General features: G+C 66.2%; 25 protein-coding genes. 19 read left to right on the plus strand and 6 right to left on the minus strand.

The window, feature by feature from the left end; translation table 11 throughout:
- The first annotated feature begins 157 nt into the window (after window positions 1-157).
- The 10 genes from AB0B58_RS26220 to AB0B58_RS26265 all read left to right on the plus strand — a co-directional run bounded on the left by AB0B58_RS26220 (window position 158) and on the right by AB0B58_RS26265 (window position 6,644).
- Window positions 158-574, plus strand: a complete 417-nt coding sequence (locus AB0B58_RS26220) for a YbaB/EbfC family nucleoid-associated protein (RefSeq protein WP_360228697.1) — start codon at window positions 158-160, stop codon at window positions 572-574.
- Between the two features lie 7 nt (window positions 575-581).
- Window positions 582-902: a type VII secretion target gene (locus AB0B58_RS26225; RefSeq protein WP_360228700.1), complete on the plus strand. Its 321-nt coding sequence runs from the start codon at window positions 582-584 to the stop codon at window positions 900-902.
- Window positions 899-1,600 carry a hypothetical protein gene (locus tag AB0B58_RS26230; protein WP_360228703.1) on the plus strand — a complete coding sequence of 234 codons (702 nt, stop codon included), beginning with the start codon at window positions 899-901 and terminating at the stop codon, window positions 1,598-1,600. The genes AB0B58_RS26225 and AB0B58_RS26230 overlap by 4 nt, the downstream gene beginning before the upstream one ends.
- 4 nt (window positions 1,601-1,604) lie before the next feature.
- Complete coding sequence (locus AB0B58_RS26235) at window positions 1,605-2,336, plus strand: hypothetical protein (protein WP_360228706.1); 732 nt, start codon at window positions 1,605-1,607, stop codon at window positions 2,334-2,336.
- Window positions 2,337-2,386: 50 nt separating this feature from the next.
- Window positions 2,387-3,142 (plus strand): hypothetical protein, encoded by a 756-nt coding sequence (locus AB0B58_RS26240; protein ID WP_360228709.1) that lies wholly within the window; start codon window positions 2,387-2,389, stop codon window positions 3,140-3,142.
- A complete protein-coding gene (locus AB0B58_RS26245) occupies window positions 3,132-3,455 on the plus strand; it encodes a hypothetical protein (protein WP_360228712.1) in 324 nt (107 codons plus the stop codon). The genes AB0B58_RS26240 and AB0B58_RS26245 overlap by 11 nt, the downstream gene beginning before the upstream one ends.
- Entirely contained in the window at window positions 3,452-3,796 is a 345-nt protein-coding gene (locus tag AB0B58_RS26250; protein ID WP_360228715.1) for a thioredoxin domain-containing protein, read from the plus strand. Before AB0B58_RS26245 ends, AB0B58_RS26250 begins: the two co-directional genes overlap by 4 nt.
- Before the next feature lie 408 nt (window positions 3,797-4,204).
- The gene (locus tag AB0B58_RS26255; RefSeq protein ID WP_360228718.1) at window positions 4,205-4,657 is read left to right on the plus strand and encodes a hypothetical protein; all 453 of its coding nucleotides are present in this window, start codon (window positions 4,205-4,207) and stop codon (window positions 4,655-4,657) included.
- Window positions 4,654-5,013: a hypothetical protein gene (locus AB0B58_RS26260; RefSeq protein WP_360228721.1), complete on the plus strand. Its 360-nt coding sequence runs from the start codon at window positions 4,654-4,656 to the stop codon at window positions 5,011-5,013. The genes AB0B58_RS26255 and AB0B58_RS26260 overlap by 4 nt, the downstream gene beginning before the upstream one ends.
- The gene (locus AB0B58_RS26265; protein WP_360228724.1) at window positions 5,010-6,644 is read left to right on the plus strand and encodes a hypothetical protein; all 1,635 of its coding nucleotides are present in this window, start codon (window positions 5,010-5,012) and stop codon (window positions 6,642-6,644) included. Before AB0B58_RS26260 ends, AB0B58_RS26265 begins: the two co-directional genes overlap by 4 nt.
- A 77-nt stretch (window positions 6,645-6,721) precedes the next feature.
- Here AB0B58_RS26265 and AB0B58_RS26270 read toward each other — a convergent pair whose 3' ends face one another.
- From AB0B58_RS26270 to AB0B58_RS26280, 3 genes are all read right to left on the minus strand, one after another.
- Entirely contained in the window at window positions 6,722-7,585 is an 864-nt protein-coding gene (locus AB0B58_RS26270) for a hypothetical protein (RefSeq protein WP_360228727.1), read from the minus strand.
- 158 nt (window positions 7,586-7,743) lie between these two features.
- Window positions 7,744-8,247 carry a hypothetical protein gene (locus AB0B58_RS26275; protein WP_360228730.1) on the minus strand — a complete coding sequence of 168 codons (504 nt, stop codon included), beginning with the start codon at window positions 8,245-8,247 and terminating at the stop codon, window positions 7,744-7,746.
- A gap of 130 nt (window positions 8,248-8,377) precedes the next feature.
- The gene (locus AB0B58_RS26280; protein ID WP_360228733.1) at window positions 8,378-9,196 is read right to left on the minus strand and encodes a DinB family protein; all 819 of its coding nucleotides are present in this window, start codon (window positions 9,194-9,196) and stop codon (window positions 8,378-8,380) included.
- Between the two features lie 343 nt (window positions 9,197-9,539).
- Between AB0B58_RS26280 and AB0B58_RS26285 the strand changes: the two genes are divergently transcribed.
- The 5 genes from AB0B58_RS26285 (at window position 9,540) to AB0B58_RS26305 (ending at window position 15,830) form a co-directional block, all read left to right on the plus strand.
- Window positions 9,540-9,749, plus strand: a complete 210-nt coding sequence (locus AB0B58_RS26285) for a helix-turn-helix domain-containing protein (protein WP_360228736.1) — start codon at window positions 9,540-9,542, stop codon at window positions 9,747-9,749.
- 155 nt (window positions 9,750-9,904) lie between these two features.
- Window positions 9,905-11,107, plus strand: coding sequence for a site-specific integrase (locus AB0B58_RS26290; protein WP_360228739.1), 1,203 nt, complete (start codon window positions 9,905-9,907; stop codon window positions 11,105-11,107).
- Between the two features lie 413 nt (window positions 11,108-11,520).
- Complete coding sequence (locus AB0B58_RS26295; RefSeq protein ID WP_360228742.1) at window positions 11,521-11,853, plus strand: hypothetical protein; 333 nt, start codon at window positions 11,521-11,523, stop codon at window positions 11,851-11,853.
- A 222-nt stretch (window positions 11,854-12,075) separates the two neighbouring features.
- Entirely contained in the window at window positions 12,076-12,294 is a 219-nt protein-coding gene (locus AB0B58_RS26300) for a hypothetical protein (RefSeq protein ID WP_360228744.1), read from the plus strand.
- A 248-nt stretch (window positions 12,295-12,542) separates the two neighbouring features.
- Window positions 12,543-15,830 (plus strand): hypothetical protein, encoded by a 3,288-nt coding sequence (locus tag AB0B58_RS26305; protein ID WP_360228747.1) that lies wholly within the window; start codon window positions 12,543-12,545, stop codon window positions 15,828-15,830.
- Here the strand turns inward: AB0B58_RS26305 and AB0B58_RS26310 are convergent.
- The 3 genes from AB0B58_RS26310 to AB0B58_RS26320 all read right to left on the minus strand — a co-directional run bounded on the left by AB0B58_RS26310 (window position 15,794) and on the right by AB0B58_RS26320 (window position 19,838).
- Complete coding sequence (locus AB0B58_RS26310; protein ID WP_360228750.1) at window positions 15,794-17,593, minus strand: hypothetical protein; 1,800 nt, start codon at window positions 17,591-17,593, stop codon at window positions 15,794-15,796. The two genes, AB0B58_RS26305 and AB0B58_RS26310, sit on opposite strands and share 37 nt — an antisense overlap.
- Window positions 17,594-17,760: 167 nt before the next feature.
- Window positions 17,761-18,525: an endonuclease domain-containing protein gene (locus AB0B58_RS26315; protein ID WP_360228753.1), complete on the minus strand. Its 765-nt coding sequence runs from the start codon at window positions 18,523-18,525 to the stop codon at window positions 17,761-17,763.
- A 254-nt stretch (window positions 18,526-18,779) separates the two neighbouring features.
- Window positions 18,780-19,838: a hypothetical protein gene (locus tag AB0B58_RS26320; RefSeq protein WP_360228756.1), complete on the minus strand. Its 1,059-nt coding sequence runs from the start codon at window positions 19,836-19,838 to the stop codon at window positions 18,780-18,782.
- 530 nt (window positions 19,839-20,368) lie between these two features.
- Here AB0B58_RS26320 and AB0B58_RS26325 point away from each other — a divergent pair.
- The 4 genes from AB0B58_RS26325 to AB0B58_RS26340 all read left to right on the plus strand — a co-directional run bounded on the left by AB0B58_RS26325 (window position 20,369) and on the right by AB0B58_RS26340 (window position 23,528).
- Window positions 20,369-20,563 carry a hypothetical protein gene (locus AB0B58_RS26325; RefSeq protein ID WP_360228759.1) on the plus strand — a complete coding sequence of 65 codons (195 nt, stop codon included), beginning with the start codon at window positions 20,369-20,371 and terminating at the stop codon, window positions 20,561-20,563.
- On the plus strand, window positions 20,560-21,645 hold the full coding sequence (locus AB0B58_RS26330; protein ID WP_360228762.1) for a hypothetical protein: 1,086 nt from the start codon (window positions 20,560-20,562) through the stop codon (window positions 21,643-21,645). The genes AB0B58_RS26325 and AB0B58_RS26330 overlap by 4 nt, the downstream gene beginning before the upstream one ends.
- Window positions 21,646-21,688: 43 nt before the next feature.
- On the plus strand, window positions 21,689-21,925 hold the full coding sequence (locus AB0B58_RS26335; protein WP_360228765.1) for a hypothetical protein: 237 nt from the start codon (window positions 21,689-21,691) through the stop codon (window positions 21,923-21,925).
- A gap of 136 nt (window positions 21,926-22,061) precedes the next feature.
- The gene (locus AB0B58_RS26340) at window positions 22,062-23,528 is read left to right on the plus strand and encodes an AAA family ATPase (protein ID WP_360228768.1); all 1,467 of its coding nucleotides are present in this window, start codon (window positions 22,062-22,064) and stop codon (window positions 23,526-23,528) included.
- Window positions 23,529-23,627 lie beyond the last annotated feature (99 nt).

Consider the following 23,627-nt stretch of genomic DNA (forward strand, 5'->3'; position numbering starts at 1 on the left):
GGACAGGGAGCACCCACGTCGCTGACCTGGATGCAGATAGCACGCGCCTTTCTACGGGCGATCGTCTAATCCGGGCCCATCCCACAGCGTTGTTAAACTCCAGCACCACCCGGAGTTGGGGACGCACGGGGGAACGGGGTTGGCGAGCATGTCGGAAATGTCCGATACGGAGGCGTTTCTCGATCCGGATGCCTCACGGGAGTATCTACGCTCCTGGCAGAGTCGCGTCGAGGAAAGGTCCGCGCGGGCCCTGGACATGGCAGCGCAACTGCAGCAGCTGCGGACCACGGCCAAGGACGACAACGGACTGGCCGAGGTCACCATCGACTCCTCGGGAGTGTTGCTGCATCTGGAGCTCACCGAGCGCATCCACCGATACCAGCCGGATGTCGTGGCGCGCGCGGTGATGGACGCGTTGCGGCAGGCGCGGACGAAGGCAGCCGAGCAGGCGCAGCAGATCGCGGTCGCCGCGCTGGGACCTGATTCGCTGTCGGCGCGCACGATCGCCGAGCAGATGCGCCAGGTGCTGGAGCGCCCGGACTCTGGTGACGACGTGCCGGGCCGGAACGGGTAGCGGCGCCGTGGCTGACCAGTTCGACGTCGACCCCCTCCAGCTGTACCGGCACGCGGCGAACGTCAAGGCGGTGCGCGACCAGCTCGCGGCGATCAAGGGCGCCAGCCAAGCCATCGCGCAGGACGCCGCGGCCTACGGCCTGTTGTGTGGCTGGATCTCCGCGATCCTCGAACGCCGGCACCAGGGCCAGGACCGGCTCTACGCGCGCGCCGAGGAAAACCTCGCCCTAGCGGCCGAGGCGCTGATCGCCACCGCCAGGGAGTACGAGGCTGCCGACAGCAGGGCGGCGACCGAGGTCCGCAAAGCCGGGAGGGTGAGCGGAGCGTGACTGACAACGCGCTCGTCGCCCCGGTGCAGTCCACGCGGACGGCGTGGACCGGCTCGTCGCTCGCCGATGGCTTGCAGGGCCTGCAGCAGTCCGTGGCGGGTGGCAGCTGGGTCGACACGATGCTGGCCGGCGGATCGTTCGCTCTCGACGCCGCGGCCACCGTGATCGACCCGTTCAGCGCGTTGCTGGCCAACGGGCTCGGTTGGGCGATGGAACACTTCGAGCCGCTGCGCGAGATGCTCGACAAGCTGGCCGGTATCCCCGACCGGGTCATGTCGCACGCCCAGACCTGGAGCAACATGGCCGGCGCGTTGCAGACGATGGCCGAGGACCTGCGGGCCGACCTCGCCGTAGACCTTCCCGACTGGTCCGGCGCCGCCGCCGACGCCTATCAGGGCCTGATGGCCAACAACGTCGATGGGCTCGGCGGGCTCGGCGTGCTGGCCGTGACGATGTCGTCGGCCACGCAGGCCGCCGGCAATCTGGTGCAGTTCACCCGTGACATCGTCCGCGATCTGATCTGCGACCTGGTCGCCAAGGTGATTACCTGGGCTGCCGAGGCGCTGCTGGTCGTCACGATCCCGGTCGTCACCGCGCAGATCGTCTCGGCCGTCCTCAAGTGGGCAGGCCGGATCACCAGCTACACCAGCGCCCTGATCACCAGCCTCGAGAACCTGACCACGCTGTTGGAGGGCTGAGGCGATGGCGAGGACGCACGGCGGCTCGCACGTCGATACCCCGACGACCCGGCCCCATGGAGGGGACGACCAGTCTGGCGGTGGCAGGCCGCGTACCCATGGCGGCAACGTAAGCAACGTCGCCGGTGGCGAGGCCGCGGTCGCCGACGCGTTTAGCGCCGGCCAGGTACGCAGCGCCGGCACCGCCAGCACCGGCGGCGCACAGCCGCCCGGCACCACCCAGTCTCCGGTGACCAGCACGATCACCGGAGAGCCGCTGCCACCCGGTTACAAATACGATGCCAATGAGGCACTGCACGGGCCGGACGGTGGATTCGCCAAGGATCCGACGGCGCCGCCCGACGCGCACAACCGCGACAGCGAATACCCGGGCGGCTTCCGCGAGTCCACCCATCACGAAATGGCACGCCGCTACACCCTGGAAGGCGCCGCCGCAGGGGAATGGCCGCGCGGGCCGGACGGCAAGCGAGTGCCCAGGGAAGACCTCACCTGGGTCGACGAGAACGGTGTCGTGATTGAGGTTCCTGCCGGCGACGTGATCACCTACGGCCACCAGAGGCCGGTCGTTCAGGACTGGAACGACAACGGCCGGTTCAATCCCAGGGCGGACAGAAATGAATGGTACAATAACGTCGATAATCTCCGACCTCAGCTGAGGTCGGAGAATTCCAGTGAGGGTGCAACATTGGGTATCAGATACAAACAGGAAACGGGCGGCAATTACACCGTAGACTGAGCTTTGAGTCCCCAATCATGCATGGTTACCGCTCATCGGACAGGAGTGTTGTGGTCGATATCGCCAACGTCGTCCAGGGTTTCCCCGGCGTCCGGCCCCTGCCGGGTATCGAGGACGCCTGGACCTGGCCGCTGAGCACCATGTTCACCTACGGACTGGCGCTGACCTCCGACGGCGCGCACGCGGTACAGATGAACATGCGCGGCGCCGGCGACGAACAGCTCCTGACCGACGTGCTGTCCTTCGCCCGCGACCGCAGCACCGAGGTGCTGGCCGCCGTACCGTTCGCGGTCCTCGACGACTTCCAGCCGCGATCGTCCGACTACCGGTTCGACACGGTCGCCGCGGTCCTGCCGACCGTCTACAACCTGCACCCGAAGACACCCGAGCTCGGCAAGGTCACCTACATGGTGTTCCCGGCATGGCGCTGCGAGTTCTCCGGCCGCGAAACCGAGATCGAGGCGAAGGCCCGGCTGACCAAGTTCCTGGGAGCCGCCGACCTGCACCGCCTGCCGGCGCCGTTCCTCAAGATGCGTTTCGACAACCCGAAGACCGGCGGCGGCAGCATCGGCACCGAGCTCGGCCTCGCCCGCACCGATCTGCTGTTCACCGAGTTGCGCGAACTCGAGCAGGCCGAAGGCGCGTGGATCGAGTTCCAGAATTTCCAGAACAAAGTGTGCCGGGCCTACTGGCAGGACGGCCTGCGGCTGGCAATCGACGGCGGCGAGGGCCGCCCGATCGAGCAGAACGACTTGCAGACGTTTGCCTACCGGTTCCTGTTCGAGGGCGTCGACGATGAATCTTGACACCGAGGACCAGGACGAGATCTTCGGCGCGACCGAAGACGACATCCGCGCCGCGATCACCCGGCTGACCAGCACCAGCCGCCGACGGTGGGCAGTCCTCAGGCTCCGGCCGCACTACTACATCCAGTGCTACATCCACGGCGACGACCTGCTCGACGTGTACTACCGCGAGGGCGGCCCTGACCGTCACTACATCTCCGGCATGCGCCAGCCCAAGAACGCGGTCACCGACGCGTTCCTCAGCTACCTGTACGACGACAACCGCTGGCGCACCGCCTTCGAATGGCAGCGACAGCCGGAAGAAGACCAGTGAGCTACGTCGCCCCCGTCACCGACGCGACGTACCGGGCCCGCGTCATCGACAGCCTCACGCCGGTCCTGCTCGTGTTTCTGGACAACGACAGCGAAGCCCGGCGCGCGTTCACGCCGGTGCTGTCCGAAACCGCCCGGCAGCTGGGCGACAACCTGCTGGTCGCCACCGCCGAGACGGCCACCAACCCCGACACCGCACAGCGGTGGGGCGTCACCCGCACACCAACCGCGGTGCTGCTCCACTACGGCATCATGCAACGGGTACTGCTCGGCGTACGCCCGGCCGAACGCCTCATCGAGGAAATCCGGCAGGCCCTCGGCCCGGACTTCGGCACGGCGTAGCGCAGCAGCCGCACATACCCGCCGCCGCAGCAGCCATCTCGGACGGCTCCGGCGACCAGCGGTGCACTCGGCGACCTGATGGGCGCCGCCTGCTTTTGCCACACCAGGCAGATGCCGGCCACCCGCGACTCCGTACACCAGCTCCACACCCGTCACGACGGGCACCCTGGTGAGCCAAAGGCTGCCACTCGCGGTGGTCGCCTACGCCCGAACCCGGCGTGCACGTGGTCACCACCACCGCTGCCATGCCTCACCTCGATGTCCCGCAGCCCGGGCCCTACGGGGCTTGTCACGGCCGCCGCGCCTTACACTCCGCAAGCATCCTAGGAGCCTGGGCCGAGAGTGCCAGATCCGCCTCACGCCATGCACTGCATTGCATCTTCTGCACTGCGCTGTATATCATGCATCATGAGTCTGTTCGATGTGGTTGCTGCGATCCGGTTTCCGCTGCCCGACCGCGAGGAGTTCGCCGAGGTGAATTCCCACCTGGACGACGCCGATCTGGACCTGGTGTACAGCGAGGCCTGCCAGAACGCCTTGGACGAGCGGCGGTCCTATCTTGCCCGTCTGGAGCAGCTGGACGACGCGGCACACGAGCAGGACGAGGAGTTCGACGCGCTGCTGGCCGAGCTCGAGGCCTGCCGCGCGCAGATCGACGAAGCCGAGCACCGGATGCGGCTGTTACTCGCGTATGGCCGCGAGTTCGTGCGTCCTCAGCCGTACCAACTCAAGGACCTGGCCCGCGCCGCGGACATATCGGTCTCCGGGGTGCGCATCGCGTACGGCGAAGATGAGATCACCGAAGCGGCGCAGGTGACCGGGGCCAAACCACGCCGCCCCGCACTGGGAGCCGGGCGATGAACGGCTCCCACGACGCGGACACCCCGACGCTGCTGCGGGCCGAGCTCGCGCAGCTGCGCCGGCAGCGGATCGCCGACGAGCGCGAAGGCGCGCGCTTCGACGGGTTGCTGCGCGCTATCGCGGCGGTCCGCAGCGACCGGGATGCGGGCCTCAGCCCGCGGATGTGCGAGCAGCGTGACTACCTGGAGCGGGTGTGGGCTGACGCCGAGGACGTGCTGATGATGGCGCTGCGGGTGCTGCTGCACACCGAGCGGCTCGGCGGCGACGATCCAGCCATCGCTCGGGCGAGGCGTGCCTGTGAGCAGGCGAACCAAGCCTTCTCGCACCTATACGAGGCGGAATGGGGGACGCGATGAGAGGTCGACACCAACGTACTCAACAGCGGCGCCGCAACCGGGCGGCCGCCGCCGACCTGGAACAGCTGCGCGCGCAGGTCGCCGCCGAGGCCGCCCGTGCCGCCGCCGCGGGCCAAGCGGCCGCGCAGACCGAGGCTGCGCACCGGCGGCTGGCCCGCGAACAGGCCGCTACCCGGCCCCGGCTGCGGCACAGGGAGGAGTCCGTGGCCCGGCTCATCGCCCGCATCGGACCTGCCCACACCGCCTTGCTCGCCGCCCGCCGCGAGCTGGAAGCCGCCGAAAAGGCGGTGCTGGCCATGCCGGCCAGCACCGTCATCGACCAGGCAGCCAAGGCGGGAGTGACGTTCCGGCTTCCCGAGGTGCACCGCGGCGCGTCCACGCAATACGCCAAGGTGTGGTTTCGCAAACACACCGGCGGCGACCTGCGCGTCGACCGCCCAGTGTCGGTGGCCGGCTGGGTTCCCGACGACGTCCCCGATGAGCGGGCGGCGCTGGTCCGCTACATGATGAGCACCGCCGCCGACCGCACGGCCGCCGCACGGGTGTGGACGATTCCACCCTGGCTGAGCCACCCCGGCGATGAAACAGACGCCGCCGAGCTGCGCACCGCGTTGGGCGCCACCACCAGCGGCGCACCACACCAGCCGGCCCGTCACCCGGCCAGGCCCGCCCTCCGTGATGACGCCACCGTCACTCTGCCCTGGCGTCACTTCCCGCTGGTTCCGCACGCCGCCGACGCCACTGATCTCGCCCACTGGTACCAGCACAACATCACCGCCCAACAGTGGCACCCCGACACAGCGCCGGTGCCGTTCTGGCTGCCCGCCGAGCACAGCAGCGCCTACCCGCACGCGCGAGCGCTGCCCGCCGGCACCGACCTACGCTTGCCGTTCTCCCTGGTCTTCGCCGCGTTCGCCGCCCCCTGGCAGCTGCCACCCTCCAGCGACCCGCTGCCGGAATCGCTGCGTGCCGTCCTGGGACCGATGCTCTACGCCCGCGGCCACGCCGCCGACACCGCAGCTCCATCGCTGGAGAAGGTCCTGTACCGGCTGCAGGCCGCCGGCGTCACCGACCGCGACATGCTGCCCACCCCGCTGCAAGCCCTGCACCATTTCGGCGGCGCCGTCGAAGGGCTCCTGCTCACCGCCGACACCGACGGCCGGCCCGGCGACGAGTTCGCCTGGTGCCTGACCATCGCCCATCCTTGGGGGCCGCCTCTGGCCCGCATCGCCGTCCCTGCCCGCCGCAGCCGCACCCACTGGCGCCGCGAGGTCGACGCGATCATCGCCGGCGTCGCCCTGTCCAGCTGGCACCAACCGCACATCCTGCCGAGCAGGGCACCGGTCCCCCGCCAGGCCAGCGACGTCGTCGACAGCACGGTGCACATCCTCGACGTCGACGCCACCTCACCACCAGCCGCGCGGCGCCGCACCCCCAGCGCCGGCCGCGGCCCTCGCTCCCACCTGCGCCGCGGGCACTTTCGCCGCTACCCACGCCGGGCCGACGACCCCCACGCGCCGTGGTGCTGGGTACGCCCCACCACCGTCAACGGCACTCCCGGCACCGCCAACCAGGTCTACACCCTGACCCGACCGAACCGGTCCACCGCAGTCCGGAAGGCGTCCGCGTAGTGCTTGCTGCGCAGACGCATCGCGGACTTGGCCGTTTCGAGGTCTCCGAGCCAATCCAGCGCCCCGGCGAGCTCTACTCAATTAGTGCGGGCAAGCACGATACGTCGTAGCTGTCGGACGCCGCGTTCGAAGTCGTCCATGTCGGCCGGGCTGACGCCGGGCAGCGCGGCGAAGCTGGCTGCGGCATCGTCGATTGCCTCGAGGACTGCGCTGGTCTCATCGTCCTCCATCGCGGCCACGGTGTCGGCTGCCCGGCCTGGCGGGGCCCATGGACTGGCTCCCGGCTCCTCGCTCAGCATGTCGCTGAATATGAGGTACTCCGCATCGTCCGGCGCGATGCCCAACTCGCTCGCCCACGCGGACGCCATCGTCAGATACCGGCCGTAGTCGCCGACGTGCCAGTCGAGACGCACCTGAGTATCGGCGTGCTGGCGTAGCCACCGCTGGACAATCCGGTCAAGAATCAGCGCCGGCGGCGTGTCAGGGGCGTTGCAGAAGTACAGGTACTTGGTGGCGAAGGCGACGCCGAGACGGTGCAGCCGGTGTTCGCTAAGCCAGGCAAACGCTGCCGCTCCGCCGTCACTACGCACGATGCATGCCGCTTCGTGGAGCACCTGCGGCGCTTGGGTGTTCTCCCGCAGCACCCGCGCCGCGCGGGAGGGCCCGTATCCGGCAGGTCCATATCCCCACGCCATCGTGACGACGAACGCCTGGACCGCCTGCGCCTCGCTGTCGGCTGCGCCGGCGCCCCACTGCGCAACAATCGTGCGGTCGAGCCTGTCCGGCAAGGTCGCTAACAGATTGTGATGCTCGGGGAAAGTGGCCTGCCACGCGGGGCGGTTCCACGCCATGGCTTGTTGGCGCTGCCGGCTCCCGTTGTCCCAGCGCACGAACGCTGCCCGGAGCTGGTTGGGAATTTCAGGCACCACGTCCGTTGGCATAAGCGCCATGCTGCCACCAGCGGACGCCTACGACCTCGCAGACACCAGAGTCCCATTGCTTCGGCCACGCCAACGGTTCTCCCCGAGCCAGCCGGCCTTGCCGCTCACTGATGACGGGCCCCGTGCGCGCAGAGTACCTCGTGCGTGACCGCCGCCGGTCAGTCCTCCGAATCATCGTCATCGGCCCAACCCAGTTCGACCAGCAGCCGGGCCCAGTCATCGTCGCTGACACAGATGCCGAGGTAGCCGTCGCCGAGCAGCCAGTCGGTCATGAACGCCTCGACGTCGTCAGCGAGTTTCTCGAACTCGAAGCTGTCCATCCAGACGACGCCGGTGTCGGGGAACCACCACACTTCCCCGGTCTCCCGGTGGACCAGCAACGGTTCGTCATTCAACGTCGCGAAACGCATCCACGCGTCCGGGTCGGCGACCGCTTCGACGCCGATGAGCTGAAAACGTTGCCGGGCCAGCTCCGCCGCGGAGTAGACGACGATCTCCCCGCCGCGAGGCCCGTCAGTGATCGCCAGCACCTCGGCCAAGCCGGCAGGCAGCTCACGGTCCGCCGAAGCTCGTCCGGGCGGGAACTTGCCGAACTTGACGCTGTCAGGGCGTTCGGCGAGCACGGTACGGACCTGCTCGACACGCCTGCTCAACTCGCTCATCGATGACCTCCATGCGGATCGGTGCGCTGTCTTGCACTCCGCCTGTCACGGTCCTATCTGATACCTCCCTCATGTTCTCGTACATCCGACGTCAATTTTTCGCTGACCGGTCGGGCACGGGGTAGCGCGATCACGCGAGAATGCCCCGCACAGCCAGCAAAGGCTGACACAGCTCTGCCGGACCCTGCAGATGCAGTCCGTTCATCCGCACGGCCGCCCCGGTGAGCCACCGCCAGGCAGCATCGCTCGTCAACTCCGCCCGGGCGTCCGGCTTGTCAGCCACGCCTTCCTCGAGCGACCACCGTCCCGAGCCGTCGCTGACCAGAACCCAGCTACCACCGGCTGCCAGGTCGACCTGCACCGCGGTACCTGCCGCCGCAGCCACGCGGTACTGGTGCGGCAGCGCCCAGACGAAGGTGCGCAACACAGCGGGCAGATACCGCTGCGCGAAGTCCTCGACCCGGTCGACGGCCTCGCGCATCTGCATCTGATGCACCCACCGTTCGGTCAGGTCCTGCGCGATGTCGAACCAGATCGGTACCGGGCCGTCACCGGCCCAACCAACGCGGCCCTCGCCTAGCAGATCCATGGAAGCGTAGAAGGTGTCCATCTGCTGCCCCGACCACTCGAGCAGCTCGGTGATCACCCGCCCGCTCATCCCCTGGGCGCCGTCGATCCACCGCTGGTTCTTCGCCGCCAACGCGGCCACGAACGACTCGTGGTCGTCCATCGCGAGTCTGCCGCTCAGATCCCCGTCACGGCCACGCGAAAGCCAGCCGAGGTCATCATCAAGCAGGTGCAGGGCCAGGTCCTTGACGCTCCAACCCGGTGCTGCGCTCGGCGCTAGCCACTGTTCAGGCGAGAGCACCCGTAGCAAGCGCAGGAGATCTTGACGCTCCTCGCTCAGCAGCGGCCGTACGTCGGTGACCGACGCCTGGAACAGGTTCATGTGCGCATCATGCCGTCGGACGAACCGTGGAAGCCTACGGACATGCCGAGCTCGACGCGCCTGGGTCGCCAGGGCGGCCATTCGCAAGCGCCCGAGCACTTGTACGCCATCCTGCGCATTCTCCTTGCGGCGGGTTCCGGCGCTTCAGTCAGGGTATCTAGATTCGGCAGGAATCTTCGCATAGCGGCCGACTCTCGCAAGCACAAGCCTGATTTACGTTGGCGGGCTGGGGTTTCATCCATCCGCACATAGAATCACCTAACAGGAATATTTGAGCGCGGAGAATCCCCGCCGATGCCACGATTAACGGGAGCAAAAATCCTATCCAAGAACGGTAAGCACCATGCCCGAAGAAAGCAACAAACGGCAACGAGACGAGCTGCTGACTATTGACGAGGTCGCCGAGCTGCTTAAGGTTCCAGTCGCGACTCTCCGGAAGTGGCGAACCTCCGGCAACGGACCCCAAGGGTTCCGTATTGGGAAGTATATGCGGTTTCGACGATCGTCGGTGGAAGACTTCATCGCCACCCTCGAAGCAGGCGCGAACCAATAACCTGCCAGATAAGCGAGAATCTATCACTATTGCCGTTCAGCGCCTCCCGACATAGTCTGCCACCAGGACTTATTCAGACCCATCTCATTCATGAGCGCTCGTCATTGATCGACGATTGGCGTCATAAAGTATGGGTAAAGGGAGGCAGGAAATCGATGGGACGGCCACCGCTCGCCCTGGGGACGGCCGGCAAGATCCGGCACTACGGGTCCGGCAACAGCTGGGTCGCAACGTGCAAGTACCGCGACTACGACGGGGTCACGCGGCCGGTCGAGCGCAGCGGCTCCACGAAGGGCGCCGCCGAGCGCGCTCTCAAGGAAGCCCTCCGAGACCGGACCCACTCAAACCAAGACGGAGAGATCGGCCCGGACACGAAGGTGGACGTGGTGGCCGAGTCATGGTGGGCCGGCTTCTCGGTGACCCCAGGCTCGCCAGGCACCAAGCAGAACTACCGTGACCGCCTCGACAACCAGATCATCCCAGCACTGGGCAAGATCCGATGCCGAGAGTTCACCACCGGTACCGCCGAGCGCTTCCTGCGCAAGGTCGAGGAGAACCACGGCTCCGCCCTGACCAAGACCGTCCGGTCCGTGCTGAGCAACGTCTGCTCATACGCCACACGGCTCGACGCAATGCCCCGCAACCCGGTTCGAGACACGTCTCCCATCAGCGTCAAGCCCAAGAAGGGCAAGCCGAAGTCCCTGACCGCCACCGAGTTGAAGCAATTCCGGTGCTACCTCACATACGATGTGAAGGCCAGACGGCGCGACCTTCTTGACCTGATCGACTTCATGGCCGCAACAGGATTGCGAATCGGCGGAGCGCTTGCCGTGACATGGGATGCCATTGACCTGAAGAACGGAACCGTCGAGGTACGGGGTACGGTAATCCGCATCAAAGGCGAGGGTCTCGTCATCAAGCCTGAGCCAAAAAGTGAGGCCGGCTACCGAACACTGATCTTGCCCGGATGGGCAATCCAGATGCTAACTGCACGCAGTCACCGCGACGACATTTGGTGGGGCGACCGGGATTTGGTCTTTCCATCGTCAGCGGGGACGCTCAAGGATCCGTCGAATACCTCCCATGCGGTCAAGGAGGCGTTCATTTTTGCTGGACTTGACGACCTCACCTCGCATATCCTTCGCAAGACCGTGGCAACCCTGATGGACGACGCTGGGCTCTCCGCTCGCGCGGCCGCCGACCAGCTTGGACACTCGAAGGTCAGCATGACGCAGGATGCATACTTCGCCCGCAAGGTGCGTGAGACCGGCGCCGCAGCAGTCCTCGAGGCGCTCGCGTTCTACAGCATCGAGGCTGACGACCCGAGGGTTCTCGGCCGGGCGGAGCTGATCAGCTAACTCTAACCTCCCGATTAATTGGTTGCTTGTTGCGTCAAGGCTCAGAATCACGCCGCCAAACCTCAACTCGCGACGTACTTCGACGGGCAAGTGACATAGGGATATTTGAAGCGCTCGGCAGAGTTGGAGGAACAACCATGACCGGCTCCAGGATTCCGCAGCAGCGTTCAGGCCGTCGCGAATGCCTCCAGTGCCACCAAGTTGATAAACTCGCGAGCGTAGCTGCGGTTCTACGAGATGAGCGTTCTGTCGGCGTTATACGTGGGCGCGTGCCGGGCCGGTTCGGGTACGACGTTCCCGTCAAGGCACGCGTGACATATACGAGCGCAACAGCTCGCGCATTAGTTCCTCCACGGAGACCGCGTTCTTTAACCGTGCCCGCTATCTCATTGGGTGTCGCTGTTCTTTTGGCGATGTGGAACCTCCAGATGGCGGTAATGGAACCGGGTGACAGCACGGTGTGGCTCGGCGTGTCGTTCTTCGCCATCGTGGCTGTGGGCAGCGGCGCCCTGCTGCGCGCGCGGTACCACCGGTTGCAGGCTTGGGGCCCGGTGGTGGATGACGCCATCGAGCTTTGGACGCGGTCCTGGTACTGCCGTCGGTGCGGCACCGTGAGTGTGTTCGGCCATAGCGGATCGGCGACGGTGGGCGTGGACCGCCTTGCCTCGTCCTTGATCAGTCTGGCCCTGCGGTGGCGTATGCAGGGATCGGGCGCGAAGACACCGTCAGCTGCGGTGGTCCGCTAGCGTTCAGGCGTGTCTGGCCCTGGGGTCACGGCCTGAAACCTCAGCCGCAAGAGTGGTCGATCCCGACGGCGAGTGACCTGCGGCGGACCGAGTCGTTGATCATGTTGTGTTCGTCTGGTCGGGTGCGGCGGGGCGCGGTTGGCTGCGCTCGCAGTGCCCGGGCGTGTCTCGGCCAGCCGCGTTTGTGTGCTCGGCCGGGCCGGGCCGGACAACGGCTTCGCGGTGGACAACCAGATCATCGGCTACACCATCACCGGACCCGAGCGCCGCGCTGGGATGAACGTGGGGCTGCTGCCGGACTGTGATGCCGGCGACGGGGCTGCCGAGGATGACCCGCGCGTGGCGCCAGCCAACCGCCGCAGATGTGGCGGCGCGGCTGTCGTGCCGGTGGACGGCCGGGACCTGCGCCGGTGGTTCGTACCAGATCTGTCAGCCGGGTGAGACATTCACTCTTGGCCGCCCAGGCCCATAGCCAAGGCACCCTGACGTTTGATCGGCGTGCTCTCCGCCGAAGCCGCATCGTTGCTGGCCGGGATCTTCCCGGCCATGTTCCTCAGTATGAACCCACCCCGGACCGCGGCGCTGGCTTCGGCCGTTGGCGGCGCCGATCGGGTAGTGCCGGTGCCCTGCCGATCGCCGCGCATTCGGTCGTGCGCAGCCGTGAGAACATTTCTGTGGGAGGGGCGAGCATGGTGCAGGCGTACGGCGGCAGGATGGCCGACTCGAGCCATCCCCTGTCTCCGCGCCAAGCGCGCATCGTGTCCCTGATGGAAACCCAGGTCGGCCCCGGACCTGCCCAGTTCTTCCGTGATGCATGCACACTCTTGGGTGAGGCTCCCGCCCGTGCCTCCGCCTCACACCTCATTGCTCATCTGCTCCGCGAGGTCGAGAGTGCGGTGCGGTCTGTCCTGCAGCCGCCGGACGCGCGCGGCGCCGATCGCGGCGGCGGCGGTCACCAGGCCGAGATTCGGGCGATCATGGCCGACCTCGGATTCGACCCCGATGACGCTGTGAGCGAGTTCTGGCTAGGGCTCGCCGGCCAAGGCAACCTAGCCGGACTAGCGGCTCGTGCACACCGCTCCGCCATGGACGCACCGCGGCCGATAGGTCAAGAGTTCGTCGAGTTCTTCGACCGCGTCGAGCAGATCTTTGACGCGGTACTGGTTGAATTTGAGGTTCGCTACTTCCGGGTGTTCCAGCGCCTTGGTGCGCTGCTGGCGACGGCGGCTCCGACGGTGGCCCACGCCAGGCGGCTCCGTCAAGAATTCCCGAACAATCGAGCGGTCTCCGAGAAGATCTTCGGCACAGCGTCCGCCTCATGGGTGGCAGCGTTCCAGCAAGCCGGCTTCTTCGTTGCCCCGCCGCCGCCTGACGTTGACCAGGAGACCGAGGCGGTTGGCTTTGCGTCGTGGCCTGAATCGCAGTACCTCGCGCGGGTCGCGGCCGACGATCCGCAGCGAGTGGTGGCAGCCGCGCTCCAGATACCCGGAACAGACAACTGCCGCGTGGGCCAGGACGTGGTCGCCATCGCTCTGGCAGTCCCAGCGGTCGAGGCGGTCCCACTGGTACCGAAGATCGTCGACGTTCTGGAGCGTCGCTTCGGTCTCTTGCTCCTTGAGCCGGTAGGCCGCCTCCTGGTGCACCTGTGCGAAGGCGGCCGCTCAGACGAGGCGCTGAGCGTCGCTGCCGCCCTCTTGGGACGCGAAGCCGTTACTTCTCGATCAATGGCCGACAACTTTGTCACCTATGAGTACGACGCCATTCTGCGTACCCATCTGCCGCCGGTCGTGGCCGCCTGCGGGGTGCCGGCGCTGCAACTCCTGGCGGGCACGCTGGACAAGGTCATGCAGGGCGAGGCGCAGCGGCTGGGTGTAGAACACGCCGACGACGTTTCCCGGCTTTGGCGGCCCAATATCGACAAGGGTGGGCGGCCGGGGAGATCCGACATCTGGCACGCGCTGATAGATGCCGTGATCGCCGCGTCCCTGAACCTCGTCGATCGGGCCCCGTCCCGCATGCCGGCCGTTGTCGACGAACTAGAATCCCATGAGGGGCTCATCTTTCGCCGGATCGCCTTGTACGTGTTGTCCAACAGAGTCGACGCGGCTCCGGACCTGGTGGCCAAGCATCTCACGGACCTGGTAGGCGGCGAGCGGGGCGTTGAGACGGAATATCTCCGCCTCGCGCACAGCGGTGCGGCGCTCCTGAGCGCTGCTGACCTGCGGCGGTATCTCACCGCCGTCCAGAACGGGCCCCAAGCGCTGTTCCATCCGGACGAGCGTGAGCCGATCCGATCCCGGTCGGCCGCCCGATGGCAGCGTGATCGGCTGTTTGCCATTCAGCCGGTACTTCCCCCGAGTTGGAACGCCCGCTACCTGTCATTAGTCGCCGAGTTCGGCGAACCCACGGACCCGTCGATTCCGCGCCCCGAGACATTCGCGGTGTGGTCGGCGAGCGAACCGCTGTCCGCCGGCGCCCTTGAATCGATGTCTGCGCAGGCTCTTACCCAATACCTGCAGGAGTGGCAGGCTCGCCCCGGCAGCGACCCCGGACAGAGCCGAGCGTCGCTGCGCGGGGCACTCAGCCTCAAGGTACGCGGTGACGCCGCCGCTCTCTCGTCGGATGCCCACCTGTTCATTGGCCTCCCGGTGGACTTCGTCATCGCGGCGATCAACGGGTTCTGGCAAGCGGCCGCCGACGATGCCGTCTTGGACTGGGATGGCATCACGGACCTGTCGGCGTGGATCAACGACCAGGTCGAGCAGGAACTCGTCCAGGCCACCGCCTCCGACTCCCGGGACTGGCGGATTCCGCGAATCGACATGCTAAGGCTGTTGAGCATCGCCCTTTCTAAGGCAACCGTCATTACCCCAGATCGTGAGCGGTTGATCTGGTCGATTATCGACAGCTGCAGCCGCGACCGCGACCCGACGCCCGAGCGCGAGGCCCGGTCGGGTCCCGAGGAGCAAGGGGGCTACTGGTCGCTGTCGCTCAACACCGTCCGTTCGCAAGCTATCCGGACAGCCGTTGGCTACGGCTTGCGTCTGCGACGCGCCTCGGACCGGGCGAACCTGACCGACGTCGAGGAGCTCCTCGATCGCCACCTGGACCATTGGATGGACCCCTCCGGGGCGGTCCGTTCGATCTACGGCGAGCTGTTCGTGCGCCTTGAATGGATGGATCCCCAGTGGGCGCGGACACGCTGCGCGCTCATATTCCCTACCGCCAGCGAGCAACGAGCGCTGTTGGACTCAGCATGGGTGGGTCATGTCGCAGACGGCCGGGTGAGCGACTCGACGTGGCCGCTACTCCTCGATGTCTACTCAACGATAGTCGACCGAATCGAAGCCGACGCGGACGATTCCGCACATGAGTTCCGCACGATGGGGCTGGGACACCGACTCCTGGCGGGATACCTTCATGGCCTGATTGGCGTTGACAGCGACGATCAACTCCTACGCCGTTTCTACGCCAAAGCGTCCCCTGAGAACGCGATGGAACTGATGCGCTCGCTCGGAACGCAGCTGCAGGACAACGATCCCATTTCCGTCGATCTCCGCGATCGACTTACCGCATTCTGGATGTTCCGCAGCCGAGCAGTTGCGGATGGCGCCGATGCGCACGAGCTCACCTGTTTCGGTCACTGGTTCAGCTCGGGACTATTTGACGACGCGTGGTCTTTGAGTCAACTACTGGTCGCGCTGAGTCTAGGCAACGACATCGAGGAATCGGACGACGTAGTTTCACAGCTTGCCGACCTCGCGCCCCAACACCTGCAAACTTGCCTTGCTGTGCTCGAACGGTGGTTGCGAACTGAACCACAGTCATGGCGGCTGCAAACCTGCCTTCCGAACATCCGTCGGATCCTTTCTCTCGGGCACGCCGGTGATGACACTGCGGCGGCGACGTCGCAGACGATCACCAGCCTGCTGCTGCGAGATTACGGAATCGATACGCTGGACGTTTTTCCCGAGTAGCCGCCAAAGTGACCGGTCCCTGCTGCGCCGGCTAACAGGTCATCTGCCTCCGCATCGACATAGCCCCACGACCGTCCCAGCTGCGCGAGGCCACGCGCGAGCCAGATCCGGCGGTCGGGCCGGGCGATCGACAACGGCGCGAAGAATCGCATCCCCGTCTCCTGCCGGTGACCTTCCCTGGTGGGCTCTCCCAGGGCCGAAAGATCGATGACGTCGGTCAGTCCGAGGTTGGTCGCCGCCCCGCCGATCACGATCGGGCTGCGACTCTGCAGGTGCATCTCCACCCATGGCGGCCGGGCGAGCGGCATCCGTGACGGATCGTCGGCGGCGGCCCTCGGAATGACCGTGGCCGCGGTCCCCCAAGCCGAGGCCAGGATCTCGAGCACCTCGAGCAGAGAGAGCCGGAGCTGCGTGGCAGGATCGAGCACAGCGCCGGCGTGCACGAGTGCGTCGCGCCATACCGCGAAGTTGATCCTCAGCTCGACGCCGCCGACGACGGACGACAGATGCATACCATCCGGGAGCTGGACCATCACCTCCCCGGACAGGGCGTTGCTGCCGTCCGGTGCCCGCAGCAGCGCGCGCAGGTGCGTTCCTCGGTCGGACTGGTAGGTGTCGTTGCCCCTGGCGACCTCCCAAGTCGGTTGCGCCAGCCGCGCTCCTCGGTGCATCGACAGTACCGGGAAGACGGTCGAGAACTCGGAATCCGCGAGGGCGTTCTGCAGCGCCAACCGCCGTGCCTTGGAGATCTCCGGCTCAATCGATGACATCCGCCAAGGAAGGCTGACGACCGCGCGGACACGGAGATCTGCCCAGTCCGGGCCCGTCCATCGCGTGTTGTGGGACAAGCGGAAGTCCAGCCGCGGGACCGGATCCCACGACCAAGGTTCATCTTGACTCGCGCGAGTCAGGAAGCCGGGCCCCCACTCGCCGCCGTCAAGCTCGATACGGCGGGCCGCCGCATCGATGATCAACGGCTGTTGCCGAGCCGGTCGGGCAACAGGAAAGCCCACCGCGGAGATCCCGTTCTCCGGGCCGCCGATCCGTGAGATCTGCTGCCACACCGTCGCCGGCACGACCGCGGCGGCTCGCTCCGGAAGAGCGCACACCACCACGGCCCCAGAGAAGGGCTGTACGTACCCTGGCCCCTCTCGGACAACATCGCCGAGCGGAGCACCCAGAGCCGGAGTTCCGCCGGCCGCAGTAAGAGCCGCGTCGAACTCTGCGGCCATCCCTCCATCACCCGCACCGACACGAAACTGCGCGGGAGGCTCGACGGGGACAGCCGGGACGGGTCGGTATTGGGCGACCAGGTCCAGCGCTCGTCGTTCCGCCGAGCCGGGCGCCAGGGTACGGAGCAGGTCGCGGTGCAGGCTGAGTCCAGACTCGATCTGCGTGCGACCGATCCATTGCACCGGGATCCGGGCACTCGGGGCGAGCGTCTCATCGAACCAGCGGTTCTCCGCAGGGGTCAGATCGAGGGGCAGCACCAACGTCCAACCGAGCATCTTCGGCTGGCGCGCAAGCGCGGTTTCTAGTGAGGATTGGATCTGCTTCTTTTGCGCGCCGCCAAGCCGGCGGTGAAAGCTCTTGATCTCGAAGACGTGTATGCCGTCGCGTTCGGGCGCACGAACATCGACGCCATCGTCACCGCCCGCGCCGTCGACACGCTGGGCGCCCGGAACGACGCGCACCAGCCAGGCGGCGACCAAGGTCTCGACCTGCTCGGGAGCGTACTCACTCCAAGGGATCGCGGCGCTCATATGCTTCCTTCTGCCAAGGTTCTTCCGGTGAGACCGTACAACCTGCGGTTGCGTCCACCAGGCGCGCGACGGCGGTTCACGCTTGCGCTGCAAGCCGCAATCCGGCGCGGCGCCGCGTCCTCGACGAGATAGGTCCCGGAGATAAGCCACTGAGGCCGACCCGCGGACTACCTCGCGTTTCGCAACACCGCCATGCAGGACCCTTTTACCTCCCGGGCCATGTCGCCCACACCCGGTTCGTCTGCCGGCGGGCGGCGGTCAGCGGCGTCCCCAAGGACGGTCATCATGTCGGAGATCAGCGACAACATTTCCGCCAGGCCTGGGTCGGCGACGATCTCGGCGAGGGGGCGGGAGGCGGCGAAGGCTTCCCAGCGGCTACGGATCTTCCCAAGCCACCGTCCCACACGCCGTCCGGCGAAATACTCGTCATCCCAGAGCTCTCGCGGCCGCGGCGGGGGCATCTCGACGTTCAGCTCACACAGCCGGTCCAGTCGCTGCACGAGCAGGGCGGCTGTGCGTACCAGATCTCGCTCTCTGGCGCTCTCCCGGCGGTCGAGCGACAACACGATCTGAGCGACTCCCACGGTGGCGTAGGCCTCGTAGTAGGTCAGGATGGCAGCGGGATGCCGGCGGCGGTATCTGGCGAACAGCGGCATGGCATCGGCCCGCTCTGCGCCTTCCAGCACGTTACAGCCGTTGCAGAGAAGGCCGCGGATGAGACCGGACCAGTGATCGTGATCTACAACGAGGTTGTTGTCGGGCACCCCGCACACGGCGCATCGTCCCTCGTGGAACTCAATGAACCGCAGCGTTTCTGCCTTGGCGCGGGAGAGCCGGCGCCGGGCCAGCCCGTTGTCGTCCAGTCGTGCCGCTCGCTTGATCAAGAGGTCGAGATCGGCAGAAGACGGCCTGAGCGCCGGGATGCTCCACAACCAGCATGCTGGTTCATTCTGGTGGTCTCGAACCATGATCGATCACGTCCGGGTGCTGCGGTCGCTGTGAGCCATGTGTTGAGTTTGGCGCGAGGGTACGACCGTTTGTTGCGCCGAATCCTCCCGGCCTGACGACACCGGATCGGATCTCCCTATTTCCGGAAGGGCACTTTCGCCGAGCGGCGCGTTTCACGCATTCCGGTCTCGCCGTAGCGGCGGTGTTGGTCACACCTGCGCTGTTGGGCCGGCTGCCCTCAGGGCTTAGTGAGCCCCACGAGTGCCCGGCAGAGGGCCTCGGTGTCGGCGATGGCCTGCCGGCAGAGCTCTTCGGTGATCGTCAATCGCTGGCCGACACGAGCCGTGCTGGCGGGCACCTTGGCGAGAAACTTGTCGTCGACGAGGCCATCGTTATGGGTGAACACGTGCCGGGTCGCCCAGAACTTGATCAACCGCTGCCATTGCTGTGCGTCGACCCTGTCACGCAGGTCCGGATACCCTGCGTCGACGAACAGGTCGGCGAGGTCGACCAGCCGCTGGAAGATGTTGTTCTTCCCGCGTAGCCGCTGATCGGCGTCCGCGACCGTGCCGCGGAACACGGCCGAGCCGAGCGCTTCCACCACGCCGACCAGGTTTTCCAGGGTGTCCACCCACAGCCGGGTGAACACACCCTGCTCACGCGCGTGGGCCGCCGTCTGCGCTGGCAGCTGCTTCAGCAGGTCGAGGCGGGCGGTCTCGGCGGCCAACGCGTCCAGGGCCACGATCATCGGGGGGAGCTGGCCGCAGGCCGGGCAGAACCGGTGTTCGCCGAACACCGCGTACCGCAGCGAGCAGTCGGCGCAGGTCCGAACCCGGATCAGCTTTTCCTCATCGATTCCCGGCAGCGGCTCCGGGTAGAACGGCTTGCTGCGGTACGTGATCTGGATGCCGAACCCGGAACGGTGCCGCGGCCTCCGGGAGGCGATGCCGCCGAAGGCTCTGTCGAGCTCTTGACCGATCAACTGGACCCCGAGATCCTCCACGGCCCGAACTGCCCTGTCGAGCTGCTGTTGGGTCAGGAACTCGTTGGGATCGTCGTGATGGCCGCAGTACACGCACCACAGCTCAGCATCGTCAGGCAGCCCCTGGTGAGCGTCCGCCTCGACGCGGTAGGACTGCCGGCAGCGCGGGCATTGCCGGCCGAGGAAGCCGTGCTCCTCGGTGGGGATGCTGATGCTCATCTTGTACGAGTCGCCGGCGCGGCCGACGATCCGGGCACCCGGCGCCATCAGGAAGCCGTCACTGCCGTCCGACCATCCGCCGGTCGCGTTCCACATGGCTGCAATTGTGCCCGGGGGGGGTACGACGTTCCTGCCAGCGATTTTCCTGTGGGAGCGCTGTGCCGGCCCTGTCGCGATCGAAGCGGGCGTGATCGGCGCGGCCTGAGGCGTACCGGGTCGCGACGGCTGATTGTCGGCCGTTGTGCGCCACCTTCACCGCATCGGGCACCCCGGCGCTGCTCCCGCCTTGGGCCGCCGCGAAGAGCTTGAGAGGCGCAGGTGTCACCTCTTGGTCGTCGGTGTGGGTATCGAGGGCACGGACAGTCCTGAAGATCTTGGAAGAATCATGTCCCCCTCAACCGCAACCCCTCAGCCGAACTAGGACGCAAGAAGTCGTGACCACTTCTGGTTCGGTTGAAGGGGACAGCGGCCTTCAAGATCACGGCGAGACAGCGGCCGCCCGCGTCGGCACTATGGACTCCAGCGCGTCGCCCGGCGGCGCATCAACACGATGGCCCGCCCGCTGGAGGCCCTGAGAAAGCGCCAGCGAACGAGCCTCATGCCGACTCCCGAGGTGAGCCTTACACATGAAGGACCTGTTCGCCCATACCGGGTGGGCGACCATCCTGGTGGCCGTCGTCCCGACGGCGCTGATCACAATCTGCGTGGTCGTGGTCGCCCTCGCCGCCCTGGCCGCCCGACGGCCGGCCACCCGACGGCACTATCTCGCGGTCCTCACGCACCTCACCCGGTACGCCGGCGTCCTGCGGAACCGGCGATGAGCATCTCGACCGACTCCGCCGCCGCGACGATCGCCCGCACGCGGCGTCTGCACGCCCTCGACGCGCTCGAGCAGGCCGTCGACGGCCGCGACGCCCGGCCCCTGCACGAGGTCGTCGCCGACAACCTGCGCGAGGTCTGGCGCAACGGCGGCAAGAAGCACGACGACAAGGCAGGCCTGCAGCCGACGGCCATCCTGGTCCGCGACGGGTTCGTGGCCACCACGGCCGAGGACGCCCACGGACCCGCCCTGCACCGGCTGATCCAGTCGAAGGGTCTGCAGCTGCGGCTCTACCTGCTCCTGCTGTTCGACGCCCAGTGCCGGCACGCGCCCAGCAGCCAGGTACGCAACGTGCGGACCGTATCGACCGGCAACGGGCCCTACCGGTCCTGGAGTGAGCTCGTCCTGTCCGCACCGGACCACCGGCAGAAACAGCAACCGCCGATAGCTTGGCAGGCCATCCGGCGGCGCCGCGAGCGGCAGATCAAGGAAGCGATGCGGGCGCTGGAGACCACGCCGCGGCTGCTGGACATCGCCATGACGACCAGGGGCCGACAGCGCCGCGACTACGACAAGCCGACGCTGCTCGCCGAAGACAGCAACCCGGATGCCCAGTCCCGCTACCGCATCACCACCGATCACTGCTTCGCCGTGCCCCGCGAGTTCGTCACCAACCTCTGGATCTTCGCGTTGACCGATACCGAGATCGCCTGTTACCTGGCGCTGCGGTGGGCTCATCAGCAGACCCCGGAGGCCGCCCGGGACAGCTTCGTCCTCCTCGGCCAGCACCGCGAGGCGAAGCTGCGTCTGACCCGCACGACCTGGGACAGCGTCGAGCGGCTGCAGGCGTACGGACTCATCCAGCGCACCGACGACCCCGCCCGCGACCCGGTCACCGGCACCGTCCAGAGCTACCGCGACAAATGGCAGGCCGGCGAGGTCGCCTCCCCCACCTACGCCTTCGCCCCGGAGGGAATCCGGCGGCCCGCGCTTGCGGCGATGCGCCATGCCCTGCTCAACCCGGTGGCTCCGGTTCGGCCCAACCCGCTGGACGTCCTCCTGGCAGCGCCAGCCCAGACGTGACCCGGCCACCGCTCTGCGCTCGGCTATCGACACGTTGACCGCCATGACCGCCGCGTTACCTATGGACGTATCGACCGTGGCGGCGCTGTACGGGATCTTCTCCCGGCAGATCCGGCACGGTGCCGGGCACAAGGACAACGGCGTCCACAACCGAATCAACTGGGGAGTGATCAAGTATGTGGCTGCCTACCGGCGCAAGATGCGGCCCCGCTTGATCTTTTTCTACGAGTACCCGCCGAGTCTTGCTCTGACTGCGCGGGTGCCCCGGTTGCTGCGCTGAGCGGCAGTTGGGTGCGCATCAGCAACCCGAGCTTGAGGTCTGGCAGCCCTATCGCTTCTCGATCCAGCGAGTTCACGCTTGGCATACGATGTGAAGGCTTCATTCGTTGAGACCGGGAAGAGATGCGGTAGCGATCATGCCTCAGGTTCCCCCGACTCTGTCACCGCTTCAGCATGACTGGAGCACGGCTCGGAATACATCGAAGGGGTGGCCACAGTTCCTTGAGTCGGTCCAGGTATCAGGCTTGCGGGGCTGGAGTGGAGAACGCGTCGAGTTTCGGTTCCCAGTAACGGCTATAGCTGGCGAAAACGGAGCTGGAAAGAGCACAGTCCTGAAGGCAAGCGCCGCCGCTTATACGACCTCCCAGCAAGACGGCCTAACATTCTATCCGGATGATTTTTTCCCGAACACCCCTTGGGAAACCGTCGACGGCGTAGCGCTTGAGTATCAGATCCGGCGCGGTGATGCCGTAAATACGATCACGCTGCGGAAACCTAGCAAACGGTGGCGCGGAATGCCGGATAGATACCCGAGGGCGGTATTTTACCTGGACATCAGTCGCACCCAGCCAATCAATACCCTTGTCGGCTATGGAAAGATTGCCAAGGAGCTCAACTTTCCAGGCCAGGTAACGCCTTTTAGCGAAGATGATCGCGCACTTTTGTCGCGCATCATGAATAGGGCTTATGTTGATAGTGGAATGGCGAGGCATGCAGGAAAACAGGTAGGCATTCTGACCACCGCGACGGGGGCATATTCGAACTTCCATCAGGGTGCCGGCGAAGATGCCACTGCCGACCTGGTCGCCCTGATACGGACAGCACCCAACAACTCCCTGGTAATTATCGATGAGGTGGAGGCTTCACTTCATCCGCGCGCCCAGCGCCGTCTGATGACAGAACTCTTCGACATCTCAAGAAAGCGGCGAATTCAGTTCATCCTCTCTACTCATTCTCACGTTATCCTCGAACAACTGCCAACAGAGGCAAGGGTCTACATCCAAGGGCAACGCACGGGGCCACGTGGAATAATTTATGGGATTACGCCCGAGTTCGCAATGTCCTTGATGGACGACAAGGATCATCCTGAGCTTTTCCTGTACTGCGAAGACAATGAAGCCAGCGTAATGGTGGATTCTCTTATAAGGCAAGAGGCGCCGGAGATCAGCGGCCGGATTTCCGTTGTACCTGTTGGTGCAGCATCGTCGGTGACAATGCTGGGCGATATTGCGACCGCCGGAAACCTCCCCGCGAAATCATTGGGAGTGTTGGACGCCGACCAGCCTAGCCACGTTGGCTGTATAAGGCTTCCAGGTAGCCTGGCGCCCGAGAAGGAGGCATTCCAGGGTTTGGATGACGCTGCGTGGGAGAAGGTCGCGCTGAGGCTCGATGTTAGAGTGGCCGACCTATTAGATGCCGTCGACGATGCGCAGCAGATCACAAATCATCACGCTTGGGTGCGAAGGGTCGCCGAGCGTCTCGGGCCCCGTATTCGGGTCACCCGCGTTTGGGAGGATATAACCGCCGTCTGGGCAAAGGATGTTGTTGACCCGGGCGTGCGGAACGGTTTCGTGGAGAGCATAAAACAAGAGCTGAATGCCTGAGGTCGTTTTACGAGCACCTCCCCAGTCTCGAACCCGAATACGTTCCTGCTCGAGACGACCGAGTGGCCAAGGCGTTGCTGCGGGAACGCACCATCCACC

This window comes from Actinoplanes sp. NPDC049118 (assembly GCF_040648555.1).
In the GTDB taxonomy this organism is placed as follows: Bacteria; Actinomycetota; Actinomycetes; order Mycobacteriales; family Micromonosporaceae; genus Actinoplanes.